Source organism: Vitreoscilla massiliensis, assembly GCF_001457815.1.
Taxonomy (GTDB): Bacteria; Pseudomonadota; Gammaproteobacteria; order Burkholderiales; family Neisseriaceae; genus Vitreoscilla; species Vitreoscilla massiliensis.
Genome location: NZ_LN898219.1, coordinates 525,113 through 545,455 on the forward strand (window position 1 = coordinate 525,113; position 20,343 = coordinate 545,455).

At 49.6% G+C, this 20,343-nt stretch carries 23 protein-coding genes; 15 read left to right on the forward strand and 8 right to left on the reverse strand.

All coding sequences use genetic code 11. The features are described from left to right. Window positions 1-16 precede the first annotated feature (16 nt). The 5 genes from rpoN (at window position 17) to BN3003_RS08220 (ending at window position 3,262) form a co-directional block, all read left to right on the forward strand. Window positions 17-1,441, forward strand: a complete 1,425-nt coding sequence (gene rpoN, locus BN3003_RS08205; RefSeq protein ID WP_058356144.1) for an RNA polymerase factor sigma-54 — start codon at window positions 17-19, stop codon at window positions 1,439-1,441. Between the two features lie 110 nt (window positions 1,442-1,551). Then, entirely contained in the window at window positions 1,552-1,884 is a 333-nt protein-coding gene (gene hpf / locus BN3003_RS08210) for a ribosome hibernation-promoting factor, HPF/YfiA family (RefSeq protein ID WP_058356145.1), read from the forward strand. Between the two features lie 178 nt (window positions 1,885-2,062). Next, on the forward strand, window positions 2,063-2,230 hold the full coding sequence (locus tag BN3003_RS18825) for a hypothetical protein (RefSeq protein ID WP_159061423.1): 168 nt from the start codon (window positions 2,063-2,065) through the stop codon (window positions 2,228-2,230). After that, a complete protein-coding gene (locus BN3003_RS08215) occupies window positions 2,223-2,687 on the forward strand; it encodes a hypothetical protein (protein ID WP_058356146.1) in 465 nt (154 codons plus the stop codon). The genes BN3003_RS18825 and BN3003_RS08215 overlap by 8 nt, the downstream gene beginning before the upstream one ends. A gap of 74 nt (window positions 2,688-2,761) precedes the next feature. Then, window positions 2,762-3,262 (forward strand): DUF2721 domain-containing protein, encoded by a 501-nt coding sequence (locus tag BN3003_RS08220; RefSeq protein ID WP_058356147.1) that lies wholly within the window; start codon window positions 2,762-2,764, stop codon window positions 3,260-3,262. Between the two features lie 94 nt (window positions 3,263-3,356). Here the strand turns inward: BN3003_RS08220 and BN3003_RS08225 are convergent, their stop codons facing one another. The 4 genes from BN3003_RS08225 to BN3003_RS08240 all read right to left on the reverse strand — a co-directional run bounded on the left by BN3003_RS08225 (window position 3,357) and on the right by BN3003_RS08240 (window position 5,561). Next, window positions 3,357-3,680 carry a hypothetical protein gene (locus BN3003_RS08225; RefSeq protein ID WP_058356148.1) on the reverse strand — a complete coding sequence of 108 codons (324 nt, stop codon included), beginning with the start codon at window positions 3,678-3,680 and terminating at the stop codon, window positions 3,357-3,359. Between the two features lie 97 nt (window positions 3,681-3,777). Then, window positions 3,778-4,119, reverse strand: coding sequence for a hypothetical protein (locus BN3003_RS08230; protein WP_058356149.1), 342 nt, complete (start codon window positions 4,117-4,119; stop codon window positions 3,778-3,780). Between the two features lie 115 nt (window positions 4,120-4,234). Beyond that, on the reverse strand, window positions 4,235-4,636 hold the full coding sequence (locus BN3003_RS08235) for a hypothetical protein (RefSeq protein ID WP_058356150.1): 402 nt from the start codon (window positions 4,634-4,636) through the stop codon (window positions 4,235-4,237). Between the two features lie 202 nt (window positions 4,637-4,838). Next, window positions 4,839-5,561 (reverse strand): carboxymuconolactone decarboxylase family protein, encoded by a 723-nt coding sequence (locus BN3003_RS08240; RefSeq protein ID WP_058356151.1) that lies wholly within the window; start codon window positions 5,559-5,561, stop codon window positions 4,839-4,841. 368 nt (window positions 5,562-5,929) lie between these two features. On the opposite strand from BN3003_RS08240, the gene ilvD reads away from it, so the two are divergent. Then, the gene (gene ilvD / locus BN3003_RS08245; RefSeq protein WP_058356152.1) at window positions 5,930-7,801 is read left to right on the forward strand and encodes a dihydroxy-acid dehydratase; all 1,872 of its coding nucleotides are present in this window, start codon (window positions 5,930-5,932) and stop codon (window positions 7,799-7,801) included. A gap of 90 nt (window positions 7,802-7,891) precedes the next feature. On the opposite strand, the gene BN3003_RS08250 is transcribed toward ilvD, so the two are convergent. Next, entirely contained in the window at window positions 7,892-8,293 is a 402-nt protein-coding gene (locus tag BN3003_RS08250) for a hypothetical protein (RefSeq protein ID WP_058356153.1), read from the reverse strand. Window positions 8,294-8,460: 167 nt separating this feature from the next. Here BN3003_RS08250 and BN3003_RS08255 point away from each other — a divergent pair, with 167 nt between their 5' ends. The 7 genes from BN3003_RS08255 to BN3003_RS08285 all read left to right on the forward strand — a co-directional run bounded on the left by BN3003_RS08255 (window position 8,461) and on the right by BN3003_RS08285 (window position 16,687). Continuing rightward, window positions 8,461-9,303 carry an SMI1/KNR4 family protein gene (locus BN3003_RS08255; RefSeq protein WP_058356154.1) on the forward strand — a complete coding sequence of 281 codons (843 nt, stop codon included), beginning with the start codon at window positions 8,461-8,463 and terminating at the stop codon, window positions 9,301-9,303. Between the two features lie 153 nt (window positions 9,304-9,456). Continuing rightward, window positions 9,457-10,059: an SMI1/KNR4 family protein gene (locus BN3003_RS08260; protein WP_058356155.1), complete on the forward strand. Its 603-nt coding sequence runs from the start codon at window positions 9,457-9,459 to the stop codon at window positions 10,057-10,059. A 320-nt stretch (window positions 10,060-10,379) separates the two neighbouring features. Further along, a complete protein-coding gene (locus BN3003_RS08265; protein ID WP_058356285.1) occupies window positions 10,380-11,555 on the forward strand; it encodes a polyamine ABC transporter substrate-binding protein in 1,176 nt (391 codons plus the stop codon). Between the two features lie 75 nt (window positions 11,556-11,630). Next, window positions 11,631-13,025: an NAD(P)/FAD-dependent oxidoreductase gene (locus tag BN3003_RS08270; protein WP_082625606.1), complete on the forward strand. Its 1,395-nt coding sequence runs from the start codon at window positions 11,631-11,633 to the stop codon at window positions 13,023-13,025. Between the two features lie 154 nt (window positions 13,026-13,179). After that, window positions 13,180-13,749 (forward strand): helix-turn-helix domain-containing protein, encoded by a 570-nt coding sequence (locus tag BN3003_RS08275; RefSeq protein WP_058356157.1) that lies wholly within the window; start codon window positions 13,180-13,182, stop codon window positions 13,747-13,749. A 585-nt stretch (window positions 13,750-14,334) separates the two neighbouring features. After that, window positions 14,335-14,685, forward strand: a complete 351-nt coding sequence (locus BN3003_RS08280; RefSeq protein ID WP_058356158.1) for a cupin domain-containing protein — start codon at window positions 14,335-14,337, stop codon at window positions 14,683-14,685. Window positions 14,686-14,728: 43 nt separating this feature from the next. Further along, window positions 14,729-16,687, forward strand: coding sequence for an oxidoreductase (locus BN3003_RS08285; RefSeq protein WP_058356159.1), 1,959 nt, complete (start codon window positions 14,729-14,731; stop codon window positions 16,685-16,687). A 360-nt stretch (window positions 16,688-17,047) separates the two neighbouring features. Here the strand turns inward: BN3003_RS08285 and BN3003_RS08290 are convergent, their stop codons facing one another. The 3 genes from BN3003_RS08290 to BN3003_RS08305 form a co-directional block, all read right to left on the reverse strand. After that, window positions 17,048-17,404 (reverse strand): hypothetical protein, encoded by a 357-nt coding sequence (locus tag BN3003_RS08290; RefSeq protein WP_147645392.1) that lies wholly within the window; start codon window positions 17,402-17,404, stop codon window positions 17,048-17,050. Between the two features lie 356 nt (window positions 17,405-17,760). Further along, a complete protein-coding gene (locus tag BN3003_RS08300) occupies window positions 17,761-18,102 on the reverse strand; it encodes a hypothetical protein (protein ID WP_058356162.1) in 342 nt (113 codons plus the stop codon). A 297-nt stretch (window positions 18,103-18,399) separates the two neighbouring features. Next, window positions 18,400-18,924, reverse strand: coding sequence for a GNAT family N-acetyltransferase (locus BN3003_RS08305; protein WP_058356163.1), 525 nt, complete (start codon window positions 18,922-18,924; stop codon window positions 18,400-18,402). 303 nt (window positions 18,925-19,227) lie between these two features. Here BN3003_RS08305 and BN3003_RS08310 point away from each other — a divergent pair, with 303 nt between their 5' ends. Both BN3003_RS08310 and BN3003_RS08315 read left to right on the forward strand, forming a co-directional pair. Continuing rightward, window positions 19,228-19,635: a hypothetical protein gene (locus BN3003_RS08310; RefSeq protein WP_147645394.1), complete on the forward strand. Its 408-nt coding sequence runs from the start codon at window positions 19,228-19,230 to the stop codon at window positions 19,633-19,635. Further along, window positions 19,632-20,243 (forward strand): hypothetical protein, encoded by a 612-nt coding sequence (locus BN3003_RS08315; RefSeq protein WP_058356165.1) that lies wholly within the window; start codon window positions 19,632-19,634, stop codon window positions 20,241-20,243. Before BN3003_RS08310 ends, BN3003_RS08315 begins: the two co-directional genes overlap by 4 nt. Window positions 20,244-20,343: the final 100 nt, after the last annotated feature.

A 20,343-nucleotide genomic window follows, 5' to 3' on the forward strand; every position in this document is an offset into this window, starting at 1 on the left:
ACTTTATAAAGAGACCATGCAAAACCAACTCAAACTCAAGCAGACACAACAGCTGCAATTAAACCCCCAACTGCAACAAGCGATTAAGCTGTTGCAGATGTCTGGTTTGGAGTTGGACGAAGCAGTGGAACAGGCTTTGTTGGAAAACCCTTTGTTAGAGCGGGTGGAAAACGATTTTCCTGAAGAATCGTTTGAGGCCGAAAAAAGCAATAATGAAGCGGAAACCGTTGAGTTTGATGCCAATGGTGACTTTGAAGAAGATTGGCAAAGCCTGCAATTGACTGCCGGTTTGGGCTCGACAGGCATTACTTACGAAGGCGAGTTTCAGGACGCTTTCGCCCAAATTGAAGACAACAGCGATTTCCGCCAATTTTTGCGTGACCAAGTGTGTGAACACCAATTAAGCGACAGCGAAGTGTTTGCGGTACGGGTGTTGATTGAGCATTTGGATGAGCATGGTTATTTGTCGACCAGTTTGACCGAAGTGGTAGAACATTCGCCGTTGGAATGGTTTTTAGAAGAAGAACAATTGGCAATAGCCTTGGCGAAATTGCAGCGATTTGAGCCTGCAGGTGTCGGTGCCAGTGATTTGGCCGAATCTTTGCTGCTGCAATTGCAGCGCATGCCTGAAGACGAAACCGTGACTCTGGCCAAATTAATTGTGCGCCAATACTTTAATGTGTTGACCCAGCCTAGCAACGTCACCAAGCTCAAAAAATACCTGCCGATGAGCGCGGCTGAAATTCAAACCGCGGTGATGTTGATACAAACACTGAATCCATATCCAAGCAGCGGTTATGCCCATGCCGAGCCAACGCAATATGTGTTGCCCGACATTCGTGTGTTTAAAAAAGGCAGTAAATGGATTGCGCAATTGCAACGACAAAGCCAACCGCAAATCCGCGTCAATGAAGAATACGCGGCAGTGGTGGAAGAGTCAGGTCACAGCGATTTGAAGCGGCAAATGCAAGAAGCCAAACAGCTAATCAGTGGCTTGGAAATGCGTGCAGACACGGTGTTGCGTGTGGCCGAATACGTGGTCGAGCACCAACAAGACTTTTTCTCGCACGGCCCCATTGCCTTGAAACCCATGCTCATCAAATCGGTGGCCGAATTCTTGGATTTGCACGAATCCACCATTTCGCGCGCCGTGAATCAAAAATACCTCAGCTGTCCGCAAGGTTTGTTTGAGTTGCGCTGGTTCTTTACCCAAACCGCCACCAACAGCGATGGCGAAGGGGAAGATGGCATCAGTAACCGCGTCATCAAAACCATCTTGGAAAAGCTAATCGGCGAAGAAGACAAACGCAAGCCTTTGTCAGATGAAAAGCTGGCGCAGAAGCTGTTGGAACACGACATTAAGATTGCCCGCCGCACGGTAACGAAATACCGTGAAAGTTTGCGCATCGCTTCTGCCAGCGAACGTAAAATTCGCAGTTAAATTTGCGCAAAGCCATTGGCGTTTCGGTACAAACAGGATATGATGAATTCGTCGTCATCACACACTAGATGGCGCGAATTTGGGCATAGCCCGCCAAGAAGGAGACTTGTATGAATCTGACTGTAACTGGTTTGAATTTAGATGTCACTGAAGCTTTGCGTGAATATGTTAGTACCAAATTGGCTCGCATTAGCCGCCATGCCGATAACATTATTTCCACCACGGTAACCTTGTCCACAGTGGAAAAAGGACAGCACAAAGTAGAGGCAGATGTGCATTTGGCTGGCAAAGATTTGCATGTGGAAACAGTAGAAGTCGACATGTACGCCGCCATAGATGTGTTAATGGACAAGCTCGATAGAATGGTGCTCAAACACAAAGAGAAAAATACCGATTACCGAACCACGCCAAGTGGGCGTGAAACCATAGTCGAAGCCGAATAAACCGGTTTAAAAGTCATCCCCAGCCATATCGTTTGATATGGCTTTTGTTATTTTGGGATGGTCTGTTTCAGTGCCCAAATAGAGGCAGGTAATGGTGTTGTTTTGGACAGATTTGCGTTATTCTTTGTGTGCAGTGCACAATGCGATGTGATTAAGATGTTAAACGAGGAAACCCGTCATGTTTACCCTATTTGTGCTCAGTTTAATCGTCATCGGTGTGGTAGCCGCAGTATTGGTGGGCATGTTGAAACAAAACCGTGCCGAAACCATGGAATTGAAACGCCACATCCAGCGCTTGGAAGCGCGCTTGGACGGCATCACTGAACAAGAATCTGCGCATGAGTAAGCGCGTGCTGAGCACACAAACATTGTTGCCTTGGTCTCGCCAGCAATTCCAGCTGTATGTGTTATTCAGTGGCATGTTGGTCATTGGGGCGTATTTCGGCTTGTATCGCTGGCTTATTGCCATCAATGATGCGCTGTGGCTGTATGCAGTGAGTTTGATGCTGGCGATGTATTTGATGTTTGTGGTGCTGACCTTACCATTTAGGAAGGTTAATGTGGTGGATTTTTATGCCGACCATGTGGAAGTACGGCGGTGGCATTTTTGGTCTGGTCGCGGCCGTGTGTTGTTACAGCGCTTGGCGTATGCAGACATGGTACAGGTGCAATGCATACAAAATCCCAAACACATACGCATAGACTGGCGCTACGCAGAACCGATGCAATTGCGTGCATTGCCACGGGTGTGTGAATTTTTGCAACAACAACACATCGCACACAAGGCAACAGTGCCAAGCTGATAACAAACCATAAAAGAAGCAGCACAAGATAGGAGTGTTGCTTGCCGATACCTTGCTTGAACCGAAAGTAGACCATGATTTTACAAATGACCTCGCCGGCGCTGATTTTTCCCGCCATTTCGTTGATTATGCTGGCTTATACCAATCGCTTTTTGGGTTTGTCCAGTGTCATCCGCAATCTGACCCACGAATACCAACAGCATCCTGATGATGCCTTATTGTTGCAAATCGACAATTTGCAGCGGCGGGTGATTATGGTGCGCAATATGCAGTTGTTTGGCGTATTGTGCATCATGTTCAGCATCGCTAGCATTTGGGCACTGTCGCTGGACAATCAGTTTTGGGGCATTTGTCTGTTTGTCGCCTGTTTGCTGTGCATGGCGGTGTCGCTGTTGATTTCGATGTATGAATTGTTTTTGTCTTGCCATGCCTTGGAAATCGCCTTGGCCGATATGGAAAAAGACTTGAAACAAATATCCCATCCGATTTTGTCGCGTCCACGTCGCAAGACCAAACGGGAATCGGCACAGCAAGAGCGCAAAGAGGCACAGGAATTGGAAGATAATATTAAATAATTATTTATTATTGGTATTTTATACTTTAGTGATGTGTACAAGCGGCCTGTAAACATTTACAGGCCGCTTTTATTTAAAGACTTGAAAACACAGCTTATATTTGTGGAAACAGCTTTTTGATGCGGCGGTATTTGTTCCACAAATCCACCGTGGTCACCACATACACCGCCACCAAACTGGCGCAGGCCATGATCCACAGATTGATGTTGTCGGCCAATTGAAAATACATTACCGCAGCATGGATGAGGGTGATGAGGCTGAGCAAGGCAAACAACAACAAGATGGCTTTGAATTTGCGCAGGCGTTGCGGAATTTCGGCGGGGAAGTCCGGCAGGTTTTTGATTTGCAGCATCGCAAATGCCAACAAGACCACAAACAATATCATGCCCATGGTGGCAGTGATGACGGCATATCCCATAACAACTCCTGTATCGTGATGATTTCAGCGCGCGATTATGGCATAGCTGCCGCGAAAGGCAAAATCAGCGCAGAAAACTACGGCACAGATACCGTGTTTACATGTCTTTTAATTTGCTGGAAAAAGCTTCTACAACCGCACGTTTTTCCAGATAAGCGGGGTGGATTAAGCGTGCAAAATAGCTTATTAACGCCAAGAAAACGATGGAGAGCAGAGGCATTATCATTTCCTCCCAGTTTGGGAACAAACGCCATATCTCACGCACAGTGGCAATCCAAGACAAGACCAATACTGCATACATGCACACCAAGCAGCGGCGTATGTGGCGCAAACTGGTTTGCTCGACACCGGCATAACGGTCAACGTTTTGCATGTGGTAGCCCACAGCCACCATCATCACCATGATGCTGAACGATACGCCAAAAGAAAAAATGCCCATTTTTCTTCTCCTGAGTGCATGCGAGCTTGGAGTGTGCATCCTAGCAGTTTACAGGCCGCTTATATCCCATTTTTATCTGCGAGCGCTTTTGGCACCACTGCGGCCAAATGAACCATCAGCGGCCTGTTTTGGGTGCAGAGCGATTGTTTACAGGCCGCTTGGATGCAGATGCGGGAGGTGTGTCTGGGTGGTAGCGACTGAGCAATTTGGTTTTGCATTCCCTGTAGAGGTGGTACAAGCTTCCCCACGCAATCCACAAACAGAGGCTGGTGGCAACATATGCCTCTATCCACGTCGCTCTATCGTGGCTGGCTTGACTGAGGTAAGCATTGAGGCTGGAAGACAAGGTCAAGAGCGCAAACAAGTGCAGCAGTAAGCGAAACTTTTGCAACCACTTGCTGGCATCTTGCTGTGCTAAGTTGCGCCATTGCGGCAGCAAATAAATGAGATAGGCTAGCAAAACCATCAGCATGAATAGGGTCAACAGCAACAATAACAGGGACAGATGTTGTGTCATGTTCAGGCTCCAAAGTCATGGTGAGAGGCGTATGGCGGCGACACCATGTTCACCTGTGCAAGTGCTGCTGGCAATAGATGCACAGGTCAGACAGGGTGCGTGGCTTTATATGCGGTTGCTTATTGGTTATTGTTGCTTTGCAAGGCAATATAGCACAGACCATCATGAGGATGCTGAACCGCCACCTGCCGATGGCATGGACTCAATTAACAGTGGTGTTCAATAAATCACAGCTTTCAAACCAAGCCGGTATGCCGGCGGTGAGCAAACACACCAAGCCCAAATCGGCCAATTCGCCATCGTCTACACCGGCTGCGCGTGCTTGTCGCAGCCACTTGTGGGCAGAGGCGGCCTGTAATTCGACAATGTGGTTGCCCAGCATGGCCAATAGCTTGATTTTGCTTGGTAACACCCCTTGGTAAAACACCGCTTGTTCAAGCGCGGCGCGCTCTTGTGCGTGATAGCAGGCAATCAGCTGTTGCAGATGGGGCAGATGTTCGGCTTCTATCAATGTTTGGTATAAGGCCAATACCTCGGCCACGGAGTTGACGCTGGCCAAAGTTGGCGGCACAGGCAGGCCGCGCAGGTTTAAAGCCAAGGCCAAGGCTTGGGTCGAGATGAGCAAGGCGGCATCGCCTTTGTAACAATACGCGACCCAGAAATACTCGATGAGTTCGGCAAAACTTGCTCCCGCGCCTACCATGCCTTTTACATGATTGAGCATGCTCGGTGCATACAAACGCGCCACGTTCACCGCCATAATTAAGTCGTCTTTGTCGCGCACACTCAATGCGCCATCGGCAAAAGCCTCGCCGCGCAATTGGGTGTAAAACGTCAACATGCGCGGGTTGTGCGCATGCATGGCTGCAATCCAAGCGGGCACGCTGCCATACACTTGTTTGAAATACGCCAATCCATCTTCCATTGTTTGTCCTTTGTGTGGTTTACAGGCCGCTTATTGAAGGTGCGGCTTCATTGGATGGCCATCTGTGTTGACCTATAGCCATCAAAACACAGGCACAGGCGAACATACATCACAATTTTGTACATTCTGCTATGACTGGCGCTGCGCCCACACGCGCTTATAAGATGGGCAGATTGGGGAAAGTTTTAACTTACGCGCCGATTTTGCCATGTCGTGGCTTTCTGAATGTTGCACCCTCACATTGCGGCCTAGACGGTGTTACAATCAAAGACTAACTACATTTTTTTGTGTGGCAAAATCAGCACTGTTACAGGCCGCTTGCGCCCACATCGAAACATTCAGACTACAAAAAATAGGACAGCAATACCATGCCTCAATATCGTTCCCGTACCTCTACCCACGGTCGTAATATGGCCGGTGCCCGTGCTTTGTGGCGCGCCACTGGCATGCAAGATGGTGATTTTGGCAAGCCCATCATCGCCATTGCCAACTCGTTCACCCAATTCGTGCCAGGCCATGTGCATTTGAAAGACTTGGGCCAAATGGTGGCACGCGAGATTGAGGCCGCAGGTGGTATTGCCAAAGAATTCAACACCATCGCGGTAGACGATGGCATCGCCATGGGCCATGGCGGCATGTTGTACAGCTTGCCTTCACGCGATTTGATTGCCGACAGCGTTGAATACATGGTGAACGCGCATTGCGCCGATGCCTTGGTGTGCATTTCCAATTGCGACAAAATCACCCCAGGAATGTTGATGGCCGCGATGCGCTTGAACATCCCGACCATTTTCGTCTCTGGCGGCCCGATGGAAGCCGGTAAAGTCATCGGCATTGCCAATGCCGACGGTGAAGTGCGCAAATTGGACTTGGTCGACGCGATGGTCGAAGCGGCCAATGACCAAGTGTCAGACGAAGACGTGGCCAAAATTGAGCGTTCCGCTTGCCCAACGTGTGGCTCTTGCTCAGGCATGTTTACCGCCAACTCGATGAACTGCTTGACCGAAGCCTTGGGCTTGTCGTTGCCGGGCAATGGTTCTTTGTTGGCGACACACGCTTTTCGCAAAGAATTGTTCTTGGAGGCCGGTCGCCGCATTGTGGATTTGGCCAAACGCTATTACGAACAAGACGACGCTTCAGTATTGCCACGCAGCATTGCCAGCAAACAAGCATTTGAAAACGCCATGGCACTCGACATCGCCATGGGCGGCTCGACCAACACCATTTTGCACTTGCTCGCTGCGGCCAATGAAGCCGGCGTTGATTTCAAAATGGCCGACATCGACCAACTCAGCCGCAAAATCCCATGCTTGAGCAAAGTTGCGCCTGCGACGCAAAAATACCACATGGAAGACGTGCACCGTGCTGGTGGTGTATTGGCAATTTTGGCCGAACTTAACCGTGGTGGCTTGATTCACACCGATGCTCACACTGTGCACGCCGCTACCTTGGGTGCAGCCTTGGCGCAGTGGGACATCATGAACACCGAAACAGGCAGCGAAGCGCATGTGCGTTTCTCAGCCGCACCGGGCGGCGTGCGTACCACCGAAGCCTTCAGCCAAAGCCGTTTGTGGGGCAGCTTGGACACCGACCGTGCCAATGGCTGTATCCGCGACATGGAACACGCTTACTCGAAAGAGGGCGGTTTGGCGGTGTTGTTCGGCAATATTGCCGAACGCGGCTGCGTGGTGAAAACCGCTGGTGTGGACGAAAGCATTTGGCAATTCACTGGCCGTGCGCGCGTGTTTGAAAGCCAAGACGCGGCTGTAGAAAGCATTTTGGCCGACCAAATCGTCGCCGGCGACATCGTCATCATCCGCTACGAAGGCCCTAAAGGCGGCCCAGGCATGCAAGAAATGCTCTACCCAACGTCGTACTTGAAATCCAAAGGCTTGGGCAAAGCCTGTGCCTTGCTCACCGACGGCCGTTTCTCAGGCGGCACGTCTGGTTTGTCCATCGGCCACGCTTCGCCTGAAGCGGCCGAAGGCGGCGCCATCGGTTTGATTGAAGAAGGCGACACCGTGGTCATCGACATTCCTAACCGCAGCATTCAGTTGCAAGTGAGCGATGCGGTATTGGCTGAGCGCCGTGCCGCGATGGAAGCGCGTGGCAAACAGGCGTGGAAACCAGTGAACCGTGACCGCTATGTGTCTGTGGCCTTGCGCGCTTACGCGGCGATGACCACGTCTGCCGATACTGGCGCGGTGCGCGATGTGAGCCAAGTCGAGCGTCAAGACTGATACATTCTGATTGCTTGAAACAGCATTGATAAGCGGCCTGTAAACATTTACAGGCCGCTTTTGTGTGCCTGCAAGCTGTGAGGGGTAGGATTAATGCGTTATACCAACACAGTCTGCTAAGGAGTGGCTCAGGCGCAGTGGCGCGCTGTGTTTAAACTGAATCTGCGTGACGAACACATAGCCCGCTTGCAAATAGTGGCGATTGTCTTCTTGCTCACACAAGGCCGGTGCCATGTCTTGGCGCAATTGTGCCGCATCAAAATCGGTGCGGGTGCTGCTGGCGGACACATCTTGGTACACCATCACCACGCTTTTGCCATCGCGGTAAAAGACTTGCCACACCATCTCGCCTTCTTGGTAGGGCAAATCGGCGTGCGCATCGTGGATGAGGGCATCCAATTGCTGTTGCAGCACGATGTCTGTGGTGGCGGCATCAGCCATATGGGCACACAACAGCCAAGTGCTGAGTAAATAGAACGCTTTGTTGGGCATGGTGGGCAATCTGCAAAGTGGATGTTGGTGATGGTAAGGCCAAAATCGCAGTTTGTTGTAGCCCGCGGCGATAAGCGGCCTGTAAACAGTGGGATTTGATGCGGGCGCTTGTGTTTTGTTGCTGCAATCAGCACAATCAGAGGCATCGCTCTAGCAGGGGTTCACACATGCAAACATGGATACAGCGTTTGAACAGCGCCACCAAGCAGGCGGCTGCTGGGTTTTTAACCGCAGCACCGTTTGCCAGCGGCGCCAGTGCCGCTGATTTGGCCGCCTTGGAGCAACAATTGGGCACACGCTTGCCTGAGGATTTCAAACAACTGTATCTGCAGCACAATGGCTGTAATCTGGAAGTGCCGTATTACCTGTTGGCAGGATATGAGTGGCTCAGCACCGAGCGCATATTGGCAGCGTGGCAGAACTTGTGCGCTGGCTACAGCGATGATTTGTATGCCGATGTGGCGGCGGATGACAACGATGTCGGCGTGCGGCCCGTGATGTATTCGCGCCTGTGGTTGCCGTTTGCCGAGGACAATGGCTATTACCTGTTGCTGGACTTGGACCCTGCGCCAGCAGGCCATTATGGCCAAATCACGCTGTTATCGGGCGATGGTGAACCTTTGGCCTTACAGGCCGCTTCAATGACGGCGTGGCTGCAAGACTACGTGCAAGGTTTGGAGCGCGGCGAGTGGGTGTTTAGTGACGATTACCAAGGCATGATACGCGCCGAGGAATTGGCCGAATACGAACAAATTGAGCATGAGCAGCGCCATCAAATCGGCCGTTTTGATCCCGAAGTGGTGGCGGCGCAACGCGCGCAAGCGGCGGCGGCAAACCAGCAAGCGCTGGCGATGTTGGGAGAATTGATGCCCAAAGGCAGTGAATTGGAGGGTTTGTTCCAAGACTTGCTTGCTGGACAATACACAGGTGAGCCTTGGTTTGACAATGCGTCAGCAGCAAAACCTAAGCCGGATGACATGCAGCAGCCCAAGGCGAAAGCCAAGAAATAAACCCACCAAGCGGCCTGTAAGCCATGCGTGCAGAACAAGACTTGTGCGGCGACACATCGTTGTCATGCAGTCGGTGTTAAGCTGGTTGTGCCGCGTGTGAGTCGGAATGTCTATTCAAACAGCGTAAACCATTTACAAAATAAGGAGTGTGTCATGTCTGATGTCAGCCAACGTTTACAGGCCGCATTGAGCCAATTATTGCAAGGCCACGATGTGGGTGAGCCAGTGTTGAATGCGGGTGCGAGTGAGGCCGATTTCATCCAATTGGAGCAATTAACGCAAACGCGTTTGCCCGAGGACTTTAAAGCCGTTTACCGCGTGTTCAATGGTCAAGCCGAAGTCGATGTCTATGTGCTAGATGGCGAGGAATGGCTGAGCTTGGCGCGCATGGCCGAGGAATGGGAAGTGTGGAAAGACTTGCTCGACAATGGCACGTTTAGCGATGGCGGCAAGGCTTTTAGCAGCGATGCTGAGACAGGCATTAAGCCAGTATGGTGGTCGGACAAATGGTTGCCGTTTACCTACGATGGCGCTGGCAACCATTTGTGTTTGGACTTAGATCCGACAGATGAAGGCACTTACGGCCAAGTCATACGCATGTGGCACGACGATGCTGAGCGCAGCGTTGAGGCCAGCTCGTTTGCGGCATGGTTGGGCGACTATGTCACAGCCTTGGAAAGCGGCCAATATGTGTATTCCGATGATTATGGCGGCATCGTCAACAGCGACGACATCATTGATGAGGATGATGATTAAAAATACAGCGCAAGTTTCCTAAACTGGTTTGAACCGCGCGAATAGCGGCCTGTAAACCCTATCATGGGCTTACAGGCCGCTTTTTTTATTGTCCGAATTCACGACTTGTGATGACAGAATTTATGCGCCGAATATGGCGCAGCGTCGGCAAACTGTGTACATTGCCACACACAGACCGCACAAGACGGTCGCTTAGGAAGCGTCTAAGCAGCGCTTCAGCTTTTCCTAAGCATGGGTTTGAAAATGGCGTGTTGAGCGTCGGCAATCAATCCACACACAATGGCAATACAGAACCGTCGAACTTTGGAGAAATCATGAAACTGAAACAACAGACATGGCTGGCAGTGATGTTGGCCTGTGGCTTGGCCGCTTGCGGCGAACAAAGCAAACCCGCGGCCGAAACCAAGCCAGACAATAGCGCCGCCTCTGCCAGCAGCAGCGCCGGCCCAGCCTTGGCCAAAACCGACCAATTGAACATTTACAATTGGTCAGACTATGTCGACCCCAATACCGTCACCGAGTTTGAGAAAAACAACGGTGTGAAGGTACGGCAAGACTTTTACGACAGCAATGAAATCTTGGAAGCGAAGGTGTTGACCGGCAAATCCGGTTACGATTTGGTGTTTCCAAGCTTGAGCAATTTGGGCCGACAAATCAAAGCCGGCGCTTACCAAAAATTGGACAAGTCCAAAATCGCCAATTACCAAAACATCGACCCGATTTTGTTAAAGCTGTTGCAACAAGTCGACCCGAATAACGATTATGCCGTGCCATACTTCTGGGGTTTTTACACCGTCGGCATCAATCCGGACAAGGTCAAAAAAGCCTTGGGTACCGACCAATTGCCCGACAATGCGTGGGATTTGGTGTTCAAACCTGAGTACACGCAAAAGCTGAAGTCTTGCGGCATCTCGTTTTTGGACAGCCCAACGTCGGTATTCCCATTGGCGTTGAGCTATATTGGCAAAGACCCGAATTCCAACAATCCCGACGATTTGAAAGCAGCAGCGGCGATGATGGAGCAAGTGGTGCCGAATGTGTCGCGCTTCAATTCTTCAGGCTACATCAATGATTTTGCCCAAGGCAATTTGTGCGTGGGCATAGGCTATAACGGCGACTTCAACATCGCCAACACCCGTGCACAAGCGGCCAAAAACGGCGTGACCGTGGTGGCTTTGGTGCCCAAGCAAGGCGTGGGTGTGTGGATAGACACGGTGGTGGTGACCAAAGACGCCAAAAACGTCGACAATGCGCTCAAATACATCAATTGGACGCTGGAGCCGAAAGTGGCGGCGCAAAACGGCAATTTGGTCAATTACGCCCCCGGCACCAACAAGGCCAAGGAGTTTATGAAGCCAGAAATCGTCGACAACGATTCCATCTTCCCAAGCGAAGAAGCGTTGAAAAACAGCTTTGTCAATACCGAGAAGCAACCGGATACGGTCAAGCTGGGCGTGCGTTTGTGGCAACAAATCAAAGCCAAATCCAATCGCTAAACGCGTCTTGATGCGGCCTGTAAACATGTTTAAACATTTACAGGCCGCTTAACCCCATTCCTGTCGAGTGTGTGCATGAAACCAAGTAATCTGTCTTTTTGGATGCAATCTTTGGACTTGAGTCCGTATTCGGAGTCGACCGACCCCGCGCTGTTGCTGCCAACTTACCAATGTGATGTGGCCATCATCGGTGGCGGCTTTTCGGGTTTGTGGCTGGCGTATTACCTGAAACAGGCGCAGCCTGAGGCGAAAATCGCGCTGTTTGAGGCGCAACACATAGGCTATGGCGCTTCAGGGCGCAATGGCGGTTGGCTGTCGACCAACATTCCCAGCGTGATTAACAATCTGCTCAAACACCCATCCATCACCACCGCGCAAATTCAGTTATTGCAGCGCCAAGTGATTAACACCATAGACGTGGTCGATGCCGTGTGTCAGCAAGAACAAATCGACTGCGATTTGCACAAAGGCGGTTTGCTGTTTATCGCCACCAATGAGGCGCAAATCGAGCGTTTGCAGCACTACCATGAATCGGAACTGGCTTATGGTTTTGCCGCTGATGAATTGCAAATGTTGGGTGCCGAAGTGGGCAAACAACACATCAACATCCCCAGCATGGTGGCGGCGCTGCGTTACCAGCACGGTGCGCGCATCCATCCGGCCAAATTGGCTTTGGGTTTGCGCGAGCGCTTGTTGGCGATGGGTGTGTCTGTATTTGAAAACACGCCGGTGCACGCGTTCAGCAAAAACCGTTTGGATTTGGGCAAGAGCACGGTACAGGCCGATAAGATTCTGTGCTGTACCGAAGGCTACAGCGATGCGCTGTTGCACAACCGCAAAATCATTCCCGTCAATTCCTCCATCATCATGACCAAGCCTTTGCCTGAATCGTTTTGGCAGCGCTTTGGTTGGCAAGGCAATGAGTTATTGGGCGATGTGGCGCACCTGTACATCTATGCACAAAAAACCCGCGACAACCGCATCTTGTTTGGCGGTCGCGGCGCGCCTTACCAATACAATTCTGTCGATGCCGGCGTTGGGCAATTGGACGGCGTGACCACACAGCAGCTCTACCAGCGCTTGGGCGAGTTGTTCCCCGATTTTGTATTTGAAATCGATCGCGCGTGGAAAGGCTCGCTCGGTGTTACCCGCGATTGGAACCCATCGGTGTCTTACCATGCCGCCGAAGGTTTGGGCTTTGTGTATGGCTTTGGTGGCAATGGCGTGGGCCCGACCAATTTGGCCGCGCGCACCATGGTCGACAAAATCTGTGGCCGCTACACCGAATTGACTGCCTTGCCGTGGAACGATTACCACTGCCCAACGTGGGAACCGGAGCCGTTTCGTTGGTTGGGCATCCAGACCATGTACAAAATGCTCGCCGCCGCCGATAAATTGGAATACGGCTTAAAGCTGAAAAAATCGGCGTTTTTTGCTGGCGCAGCGTATAAGATTTGCGGCTTGGACTGAGCAGTACAGGGTTTACAGGCCGCATATGTGGCTTAAGCGAACATGCCTGATGGACAGCGATGAACACACTGCGCTGCCCATCAGGCAGTTTCAATTATACATTTTGGGTGGCAGGCTTTAGAATGGCAGGGCTGACACTTTCAAAAAGCCCACCATGAACCAAACCGAAAACCAATTTTTGGGTTTCAGAATCCGCACTTTACGCAAAAGCAAAAAAGTCACTTTGGCGCAATTGGCCGAAAAATGTGACCTGTCCATAGGCTATATCAGCCAGCTAGAACGGGGTTTGGCCCATCCTTCCATCAATGCCTTAATCAATATTTCGCAACAATTGGGTGTGACCGTGCAGTGGTTTTTTGCCGCCTCGCAACAGCCGGTCAGCCCCGAAGACGAAGGCTATGTCACCCGCGCCGCGAGCCGCACCCGCGTGGAATACGAAAGCGGCATCGTCGACGAATTCATGAGTTTTTCACCCGACAAACAATTGGAAATGCTGATTTCCAATTTCCCACCGCAGACGTTTTCCAAACAGCAATACGCACACGAGGGCGAAGAAGCCGGCTTTGTGATGCAAGGCCAGTTTGAATTGTGGGTGGGCGAGCGCCATTATCTGCTGCAACAAGGCGATTCTTTCAGCTTTAACAGCACCGAGCCACACCGCTATGGCAATCCCGGCGACGAGCCAACCAAAATCGTGTGGGTGATTACACCGCCGACGTATTGAGCGGCTTATTTTGCAGTGTGGATGTGCATCTTCGTCATCATCTGCATTTAAATCTAAATCTAAATCTAAATCTCAATGCGCCAGCGTCAGCGCAAACCGCCACCTTAACAAGGTGGTTTTTTTATGCTTAGCGATGTGTTTGGCGCTGTATTGATGGGGTTTAGGTTGGCATCAACTTGTGCTGCGGGTGCTTCACAACATGCTACATATTTGCGCATACCTTATTTGTCAGCTATTGGATTGGTGTCTGCATCAACTTGTATCGCTGGTGTTTCACCAGAAGCTACACACTGTGCGCATACTTTGTTTATCAAGTCGTTTTTTCACATAACGCATCAACGCTGAGCAGTTTGGTTGGTGGTGCTAAGTGGATAGGGTGAATCGGATAGGGTGACGCGGCTGGGTCGTGGCTGCAACAGCGCAGTGTGTATGTGATGCGGATAGCGTGAAATTTTATTAAAAGTAAAAAAATATATTGATTTTTTACTTTTTAAGCCCTAGTCTGTACATGAGTCTACACAACAGGCGGAGGTTTGACCTCGCCTCACAAGCCATAAAAAACATTGAAAACAAGGAGAAACTCCCATGACTGTGCAACATTTTCGCGTACAAGAAACCGATTTCACTGCATTTGCCGATGTTGGTGCGCCAGTGGGCACACCGGTGCCACAAGCACGCACTGCCGCCGATCAAGAATTGCCGTGGGCTGATGTCGGCATTTGGGAATGCTCACCAGGACGTTTGGAGCGTCAAATCGCCGAAGCGGAATACACATATTTTATCAGCGGCAAAGCCCGTTTCACCCCTGACGGTGGGGAGACCATCGAGATACGCGCCGGCGACAGCATGTTTTTCCCAGCCAATACCAAAGGCGTGTGGGAAGTGGACGAAACCTTGCGCAAATCGTATGTGGTGTTTCGCAACAGCGCAGCCTAAATTCCCATAACACAATAATAAGACTGTCGCTTAGGAGAGAGACATGGCCTATCAAGCCTTGGAACACTTGTTTAGCCCGATACAAGTTCGCCACACCACCATTAAAAACCGCATTTTGTCCACCGGCCACGACACCACCATGCCGGTAGACGGCACCATTAACGAGCGCTTATTGGCTTACCAACGCGCGCGCGCCGAAGGCGGCGCTGGCTTAATCGTGTTGCAAGTGTCGGGTGTGCACGAAAGCGCACGCTACACCACCCATTTGCTGATGGCGACCGAGCCTGAGTGCGTGGACGGTTATCGCAAAATGGCCGAGATGTGCCATGCGCATGGCACCAAAGTGTTTGCGCAAATCTTCCACCCTGGCCGTGAAATCATGGAAGCCGGCGAGGGCTTGTTGGCGGTGGCATACTCGGCCTCAGCCGTGCCGAATGAGCGTTTTCATGTGATGCCCAAGCCTTTAAACCAGCGCATGATAGACGAGATTTCCGCCGGTTATGTACAGGCCGCTCGTTACATGCATGAGGCCGGCATAGACGGGGTGGAGTTTGTTGCCAGTCATGGCTATTTGCCAGCGCAGTTTATGAGCACACAAATCAATCTGCGCGAAGACGAATACGGTGGCAGTTTGGAAAACCGCTTGCGCTTCAGCGTTGATATTTTAAAAGCCATCCGTGCCGCCACTTCCGACGATTTTGTCATCGGCATGCGCATTTCAGCGGATGAGCTCGATGGCGGTGGTTTGGATGCAGACGAAGTATTGGAAATCTGTCAGGCCTTGCAGCCGCATTTGGACTATGTGAACCTGACTTTGGGCACTTCGGCCAGCTTGGGTGGGGCGGTGCACATTGCGCCACCGATGGCGTTCAAAGCCGGCTATATTGCCGAGCAGACCAAAGTCTTCAAAGACGGTCTGAACATTCCGGTATTCATTGCCGGTCGCATCAATCAGCCGCAAGACGCCGACCTCATCATCAAAAACGGCCAAGCCGACATGTGTGGCATGACGCGGGCGCTGATTTGCGACCCGAAAATGCCGAATAAGGCACAAAACAACCAGTTTGATGACATCCGTGCTTGCATAGGCTGTAACCAAGCCTGCATCGGCCATTTCCACAAAGGCCAGCCGATTTCGTGCATCCAACATCCACAAACCGGCCGCGAACAGCAATATGGCAGCTTACAGGCCGCCTCTGAACGCAAAAAAGTGATGGTCATCGGCGGCGGCCCTGCCGGTATGAACGCCGCCTTGATTGCGGCGCAGCGCGGGCACGAGGTCAGCCTGTATGAAAGCGGCAAGCAATTGGGTGGGCAAGCGCTGTTGGCACAACAATTGGCGCGCCGTGCTGAGTTTGGTGGTTTGATAACCAATTTGCTGCAAGCGATGTCGCAACACAATATCGACATCCAATTAAACAGCCGTGTCGATGTGGCGGCGGTGCAAGCGGCCAAGCCGGATGTGGTGGTGTTGGCCACCGGTGCAGCGCCGTATGAGCGCCCGATTGAAGCCGACGACAGCATCTTGAAACTGAACGCATGGCAGTATTTGCAAGGCACTGCGCCGCGAGGCAAATCGGTGTTGTTGACCGATTGGCGTTGCGATTGGGTGGCACCGGGCATCGCCGAATTGTTGGTGAAACAAGGTTTTGATGTCAGCATTGCCGTCAATGGCTTGTGCTTGGGCGAAACCCTGCCTTTGTATGTGCGCGACGATTTGAGCGCCACCGCGCAGCGTTTGGGCATCAAACTCATCCCGAATGCGCGCCTGTACGGCTACGACAACGGCACCGTGTATTTGCAACACAATACCAGCGCCGAGGCGATGGAGTTGGAAGGCATAGACACTATCATTGCCTGCGATGGCCAAGTGTCGGTGGACGAATTGGGCGACGCCTTAGAAGACTTGGGCATAGCGCTGTACCGCATCGGCGACTGCAACACACCACGCACGGCCGAAGAAGCGGTGTATGAGGGCTTGAAAATCGCTGCGATGATTTAAAAAGCCATCGCATCTGCGGGCAGCATGGCCCAGTATCTTGTTAGTGTGTAGCAGCGGCCTGTAAACCGAGTATGGGGTTTACAGGCCGCTTTATTGGTATTGCAGTGAGGGTCAACGCTTGGTCAGACATGCAGACAGTGTGGCTGTATGGCCAGCCTCGTCAATAAGGTGTTGGCTGTGCCGCCAACCATATAATCAATGTTAGGCCATGCTATGGGTATTCAAAACCCCATTTGTTGACCATAGCCCTAGGGCTGGATGCTGTACGTCGTTGCTGCTAACAGTGATGGGATGAAGGTTTAACAGATGCTAATAGGTACGCCTACTTTTCATTTCATCGCCAAAGTTTTTTAAGCTTTTTTATTCAGAATGGTTTTCCAAAGCAAGATTTTTATCAGATAAATCGGTTCTATCTCGATTGTTCGTAAAATAAAGATATGCCACTTCACCGACCATGCTGGTGACCGCCACCGCGCGCTCGTCATCAATCCAGTAATACGTTCTACCTGCCTTAATGTGAGCTTGCGGATGAGATTTGTAGGGAGGAATGTATGCTGGAGGATGGGTTAATGCCGCTTCGCTCAAAGCAAAAGACTTGGGCTTGGGTAAAATATTGGGGAAACGTCCTTCTGGAAAGATGCTAAAAGATTGATTCAATTCATTCATCGTCATTTGTACATAAAACACCTTCCTTTTTGGTCTGTCGACTTTTTCCACATACAAACCAATTGGTGACGGAATGTCCTTATTCAGTGGTTTATGCAGGTCTGTGCCTGCAGCTGGTGGAACCAAATCAAAGACAGGAATGCCCCAAATTTTTTCCAGCTCAGTGGGGGGTGAAATGGTACAAACAGTCGTCCTCTAGTGCCGTTGCAAACATTTGGCCGATGAAATCGTCTCTGCTCTTGACCGGATGCAGCGTGTTCAGACAACTGGTTTTTGACTTTTCGATTGCTTCTTCATGGGACAATGAACAGGCAGACAGTAAAGTGCTGGCAATAAGAATCAACAGTTTTAGCTTCATTTTAGGCACCTTAAGTTGTTCGATGCTTGACGGCTGCGTTTCCAAGTGACTATTTTTTATACAAATAAAACACATAAATCAATACACACCATGTCATCATCGGCACAAAGTAAAGTCCAGATAAAACAATCATTTTTGTAGCCTCAAAACCATCAATCATCCTTACAATGAAAATACAGATGGTCAGAAGCATGGCGATCAGTAATAAAGCATCACTGGATTGTTGGTCTTTATTGAGCCTAAAATTAAGATACGCACAAGAAAACAATAAGATTTCTGCTGGAAAATACGTACCCGTGCTGACTTCATCAAAATAAATCCCAAAAATTGAAACCAAGCACAAATATGCAATAAATATTGGCGTCTGCTGTTTTAAAAATAATTCGCGCATGAAATTCCTCGGGGTGGTTTATTAGAATTTCAGCTCAATATAGCATATCAGCATATGCCTATGTGCAATGGCCCACTGATTTTTTGCTCAGGTTTTATTCCCTAAAAGGAGATACAAATGAGTCGCCAAAAATGAAGAATACAAACGTTTGCTTACAAGGCGCTTGTTGACTAAGCTTTACGCTGTATTTTGCCTAAGTGACATTCGACATAGATGAATACGTGAGTCACAAGACATATCAAAGCCATCATGCGGCCTGTAAATCTGTTTAAGCTTTACAGGCCGCATCTATCAATATCACAAGGTTTTTTCAAAGAATAAATGGTCGCGGTGGGCGATGGCGCCGCCGACTTGCATGTCGGTTTGCGCCGCCAGTTCAAAGCCGAGTTTGCGGTATAAGGCCACGGCGGGCAGGTTTTGCGCACCGGTGTCCAAACGCACCACGGTGCAGCCGCGCTTGGCGGCCAAATCCAGACCAAACCGCACTAAGCTGGCACCGATGCCTTGCCCAGCCAAACTGGGGTGTACCATCAGCAAATGCAAAACCCAAACCTCAGCGGCAGCAGCGGCGCTGGGCCAAGCGATGTGTTGGTATTCGGCAGGTTGGGCGGCGTGGATGATGAGGCTGGCCAAGACTTGGCCATTGGCGTCTGCATACACATACAGGCCTTGCGCTTGCAAGGCTGCTTCGGCATGGGCACGCGTGGGATACACCCCAGCTTCAAACACGGTATAAGCACCGTGTATACGCTCATGTTCAAAATGGGCTTGGTAGAGCGCATCTATGGCATCCAAATCGGCGGCAGTGGCGGTGCGTATCATGGCGTTTCTTGAGAGGGTAATTATTACAGACAATTATAAGCTAGACTGTTGTTGTAGGATAGTTTCAGTATGACAATTGGCTGGATAAGCATCAAAATCGTAATCTATGCTTTTAAATGCAATATAAACAGTAAATCGTAACCTGTTGTATTTAGCCTATATGCATAAGTAACTTTAAAATCACAGATGTGTATGATTTGTTCAATACCATTGAGTACGGGAGAGAGCCAATAAGGAGTAGATTCTAAGTTGCTTTTCTTGAAAAGAGTTATTATTCCATTGATGACAATTGAGGATGCAGACATGGTGAATTTGTATGAATTATTGGGTATTAGCATTCAATCAACAAGCGAAGAAATCAAAACTGCTATCGCTAAACATTATGCGGATAGCTCTATTTCTGATGAAGTGTTACATAAAGCCAAAATATGGTTATTAAACCCCTCAATACGTTCCAAATATAACGAACAATTGCAAGCAAGCTATCCTGAGTTGTTTCAAGATGAATTGCCTTACGAAGATGGCAATTTGTATGAGTTTCTTGGTATCAAGGCCAACAGTAAAACCAACGTCATTCAAGAGGCAATTCACAAGGCACAAAAAGAGGGGCGCAACAGTAAAAGCATATCTTTGTGTAAGAATTTTCTTTTAAACAAAGAAAGAAAGCGTAAATACGACCTTAGCATCAAAAAAATTGGCTGCAAAGGATGAAACCTTGGTATGAAAAAGCAGTGGCTACACCTAAAAGCATTTTTATATCCATCGCCATCTGTGTGACTGTCATGATGATTATTGGATATGTGGCACAAGTGATGATGAGATATTGGGATATAGCTGAAGCCAAACTGGAAATTGTCGATACCATGACTTCAGGAGGAGTATATTTGCATAAAATTGATTTCAAAATGGTGTATGAGCCCAAAAATGATTCTGATTTTGTGTGCGGCTATGTCAGCCAACTTCATGCTAATAATCGAATCAGTTATCGAAGATTTATTTATCCAAAAATCAGTAAAAAAGTGCAATTTGAAATGGAAACCATAGGTGACAATCAAGGAGTTTTTGATAAGGCTTGGAAGGTCATTTGTATGGAAGATAAATATGAATTGTATTTTCCTAAAGTAGAACAGCAATATGTTTTAATCAATAAATTGGATGCTGAAATCAAGGATATCAATGCCCAATATTCATCTTCTTTACTGGATCCAAGATATTATCACAGTCGTATGAATGATTTGAGTCAGAGAAGGCAAGCATTGGTTCAGATAGTCAATGAACACCAACTGGTGACACAACTGTATCCGGGAATAAATTATTAGCTGACGATTTTATTTTTTAGGTTTCAGTATGACTTCATTGAATAGGTTTAAATGACATGGGATATAGCTCAGCAATGCCATGGAGAATGTTATTTGGAGT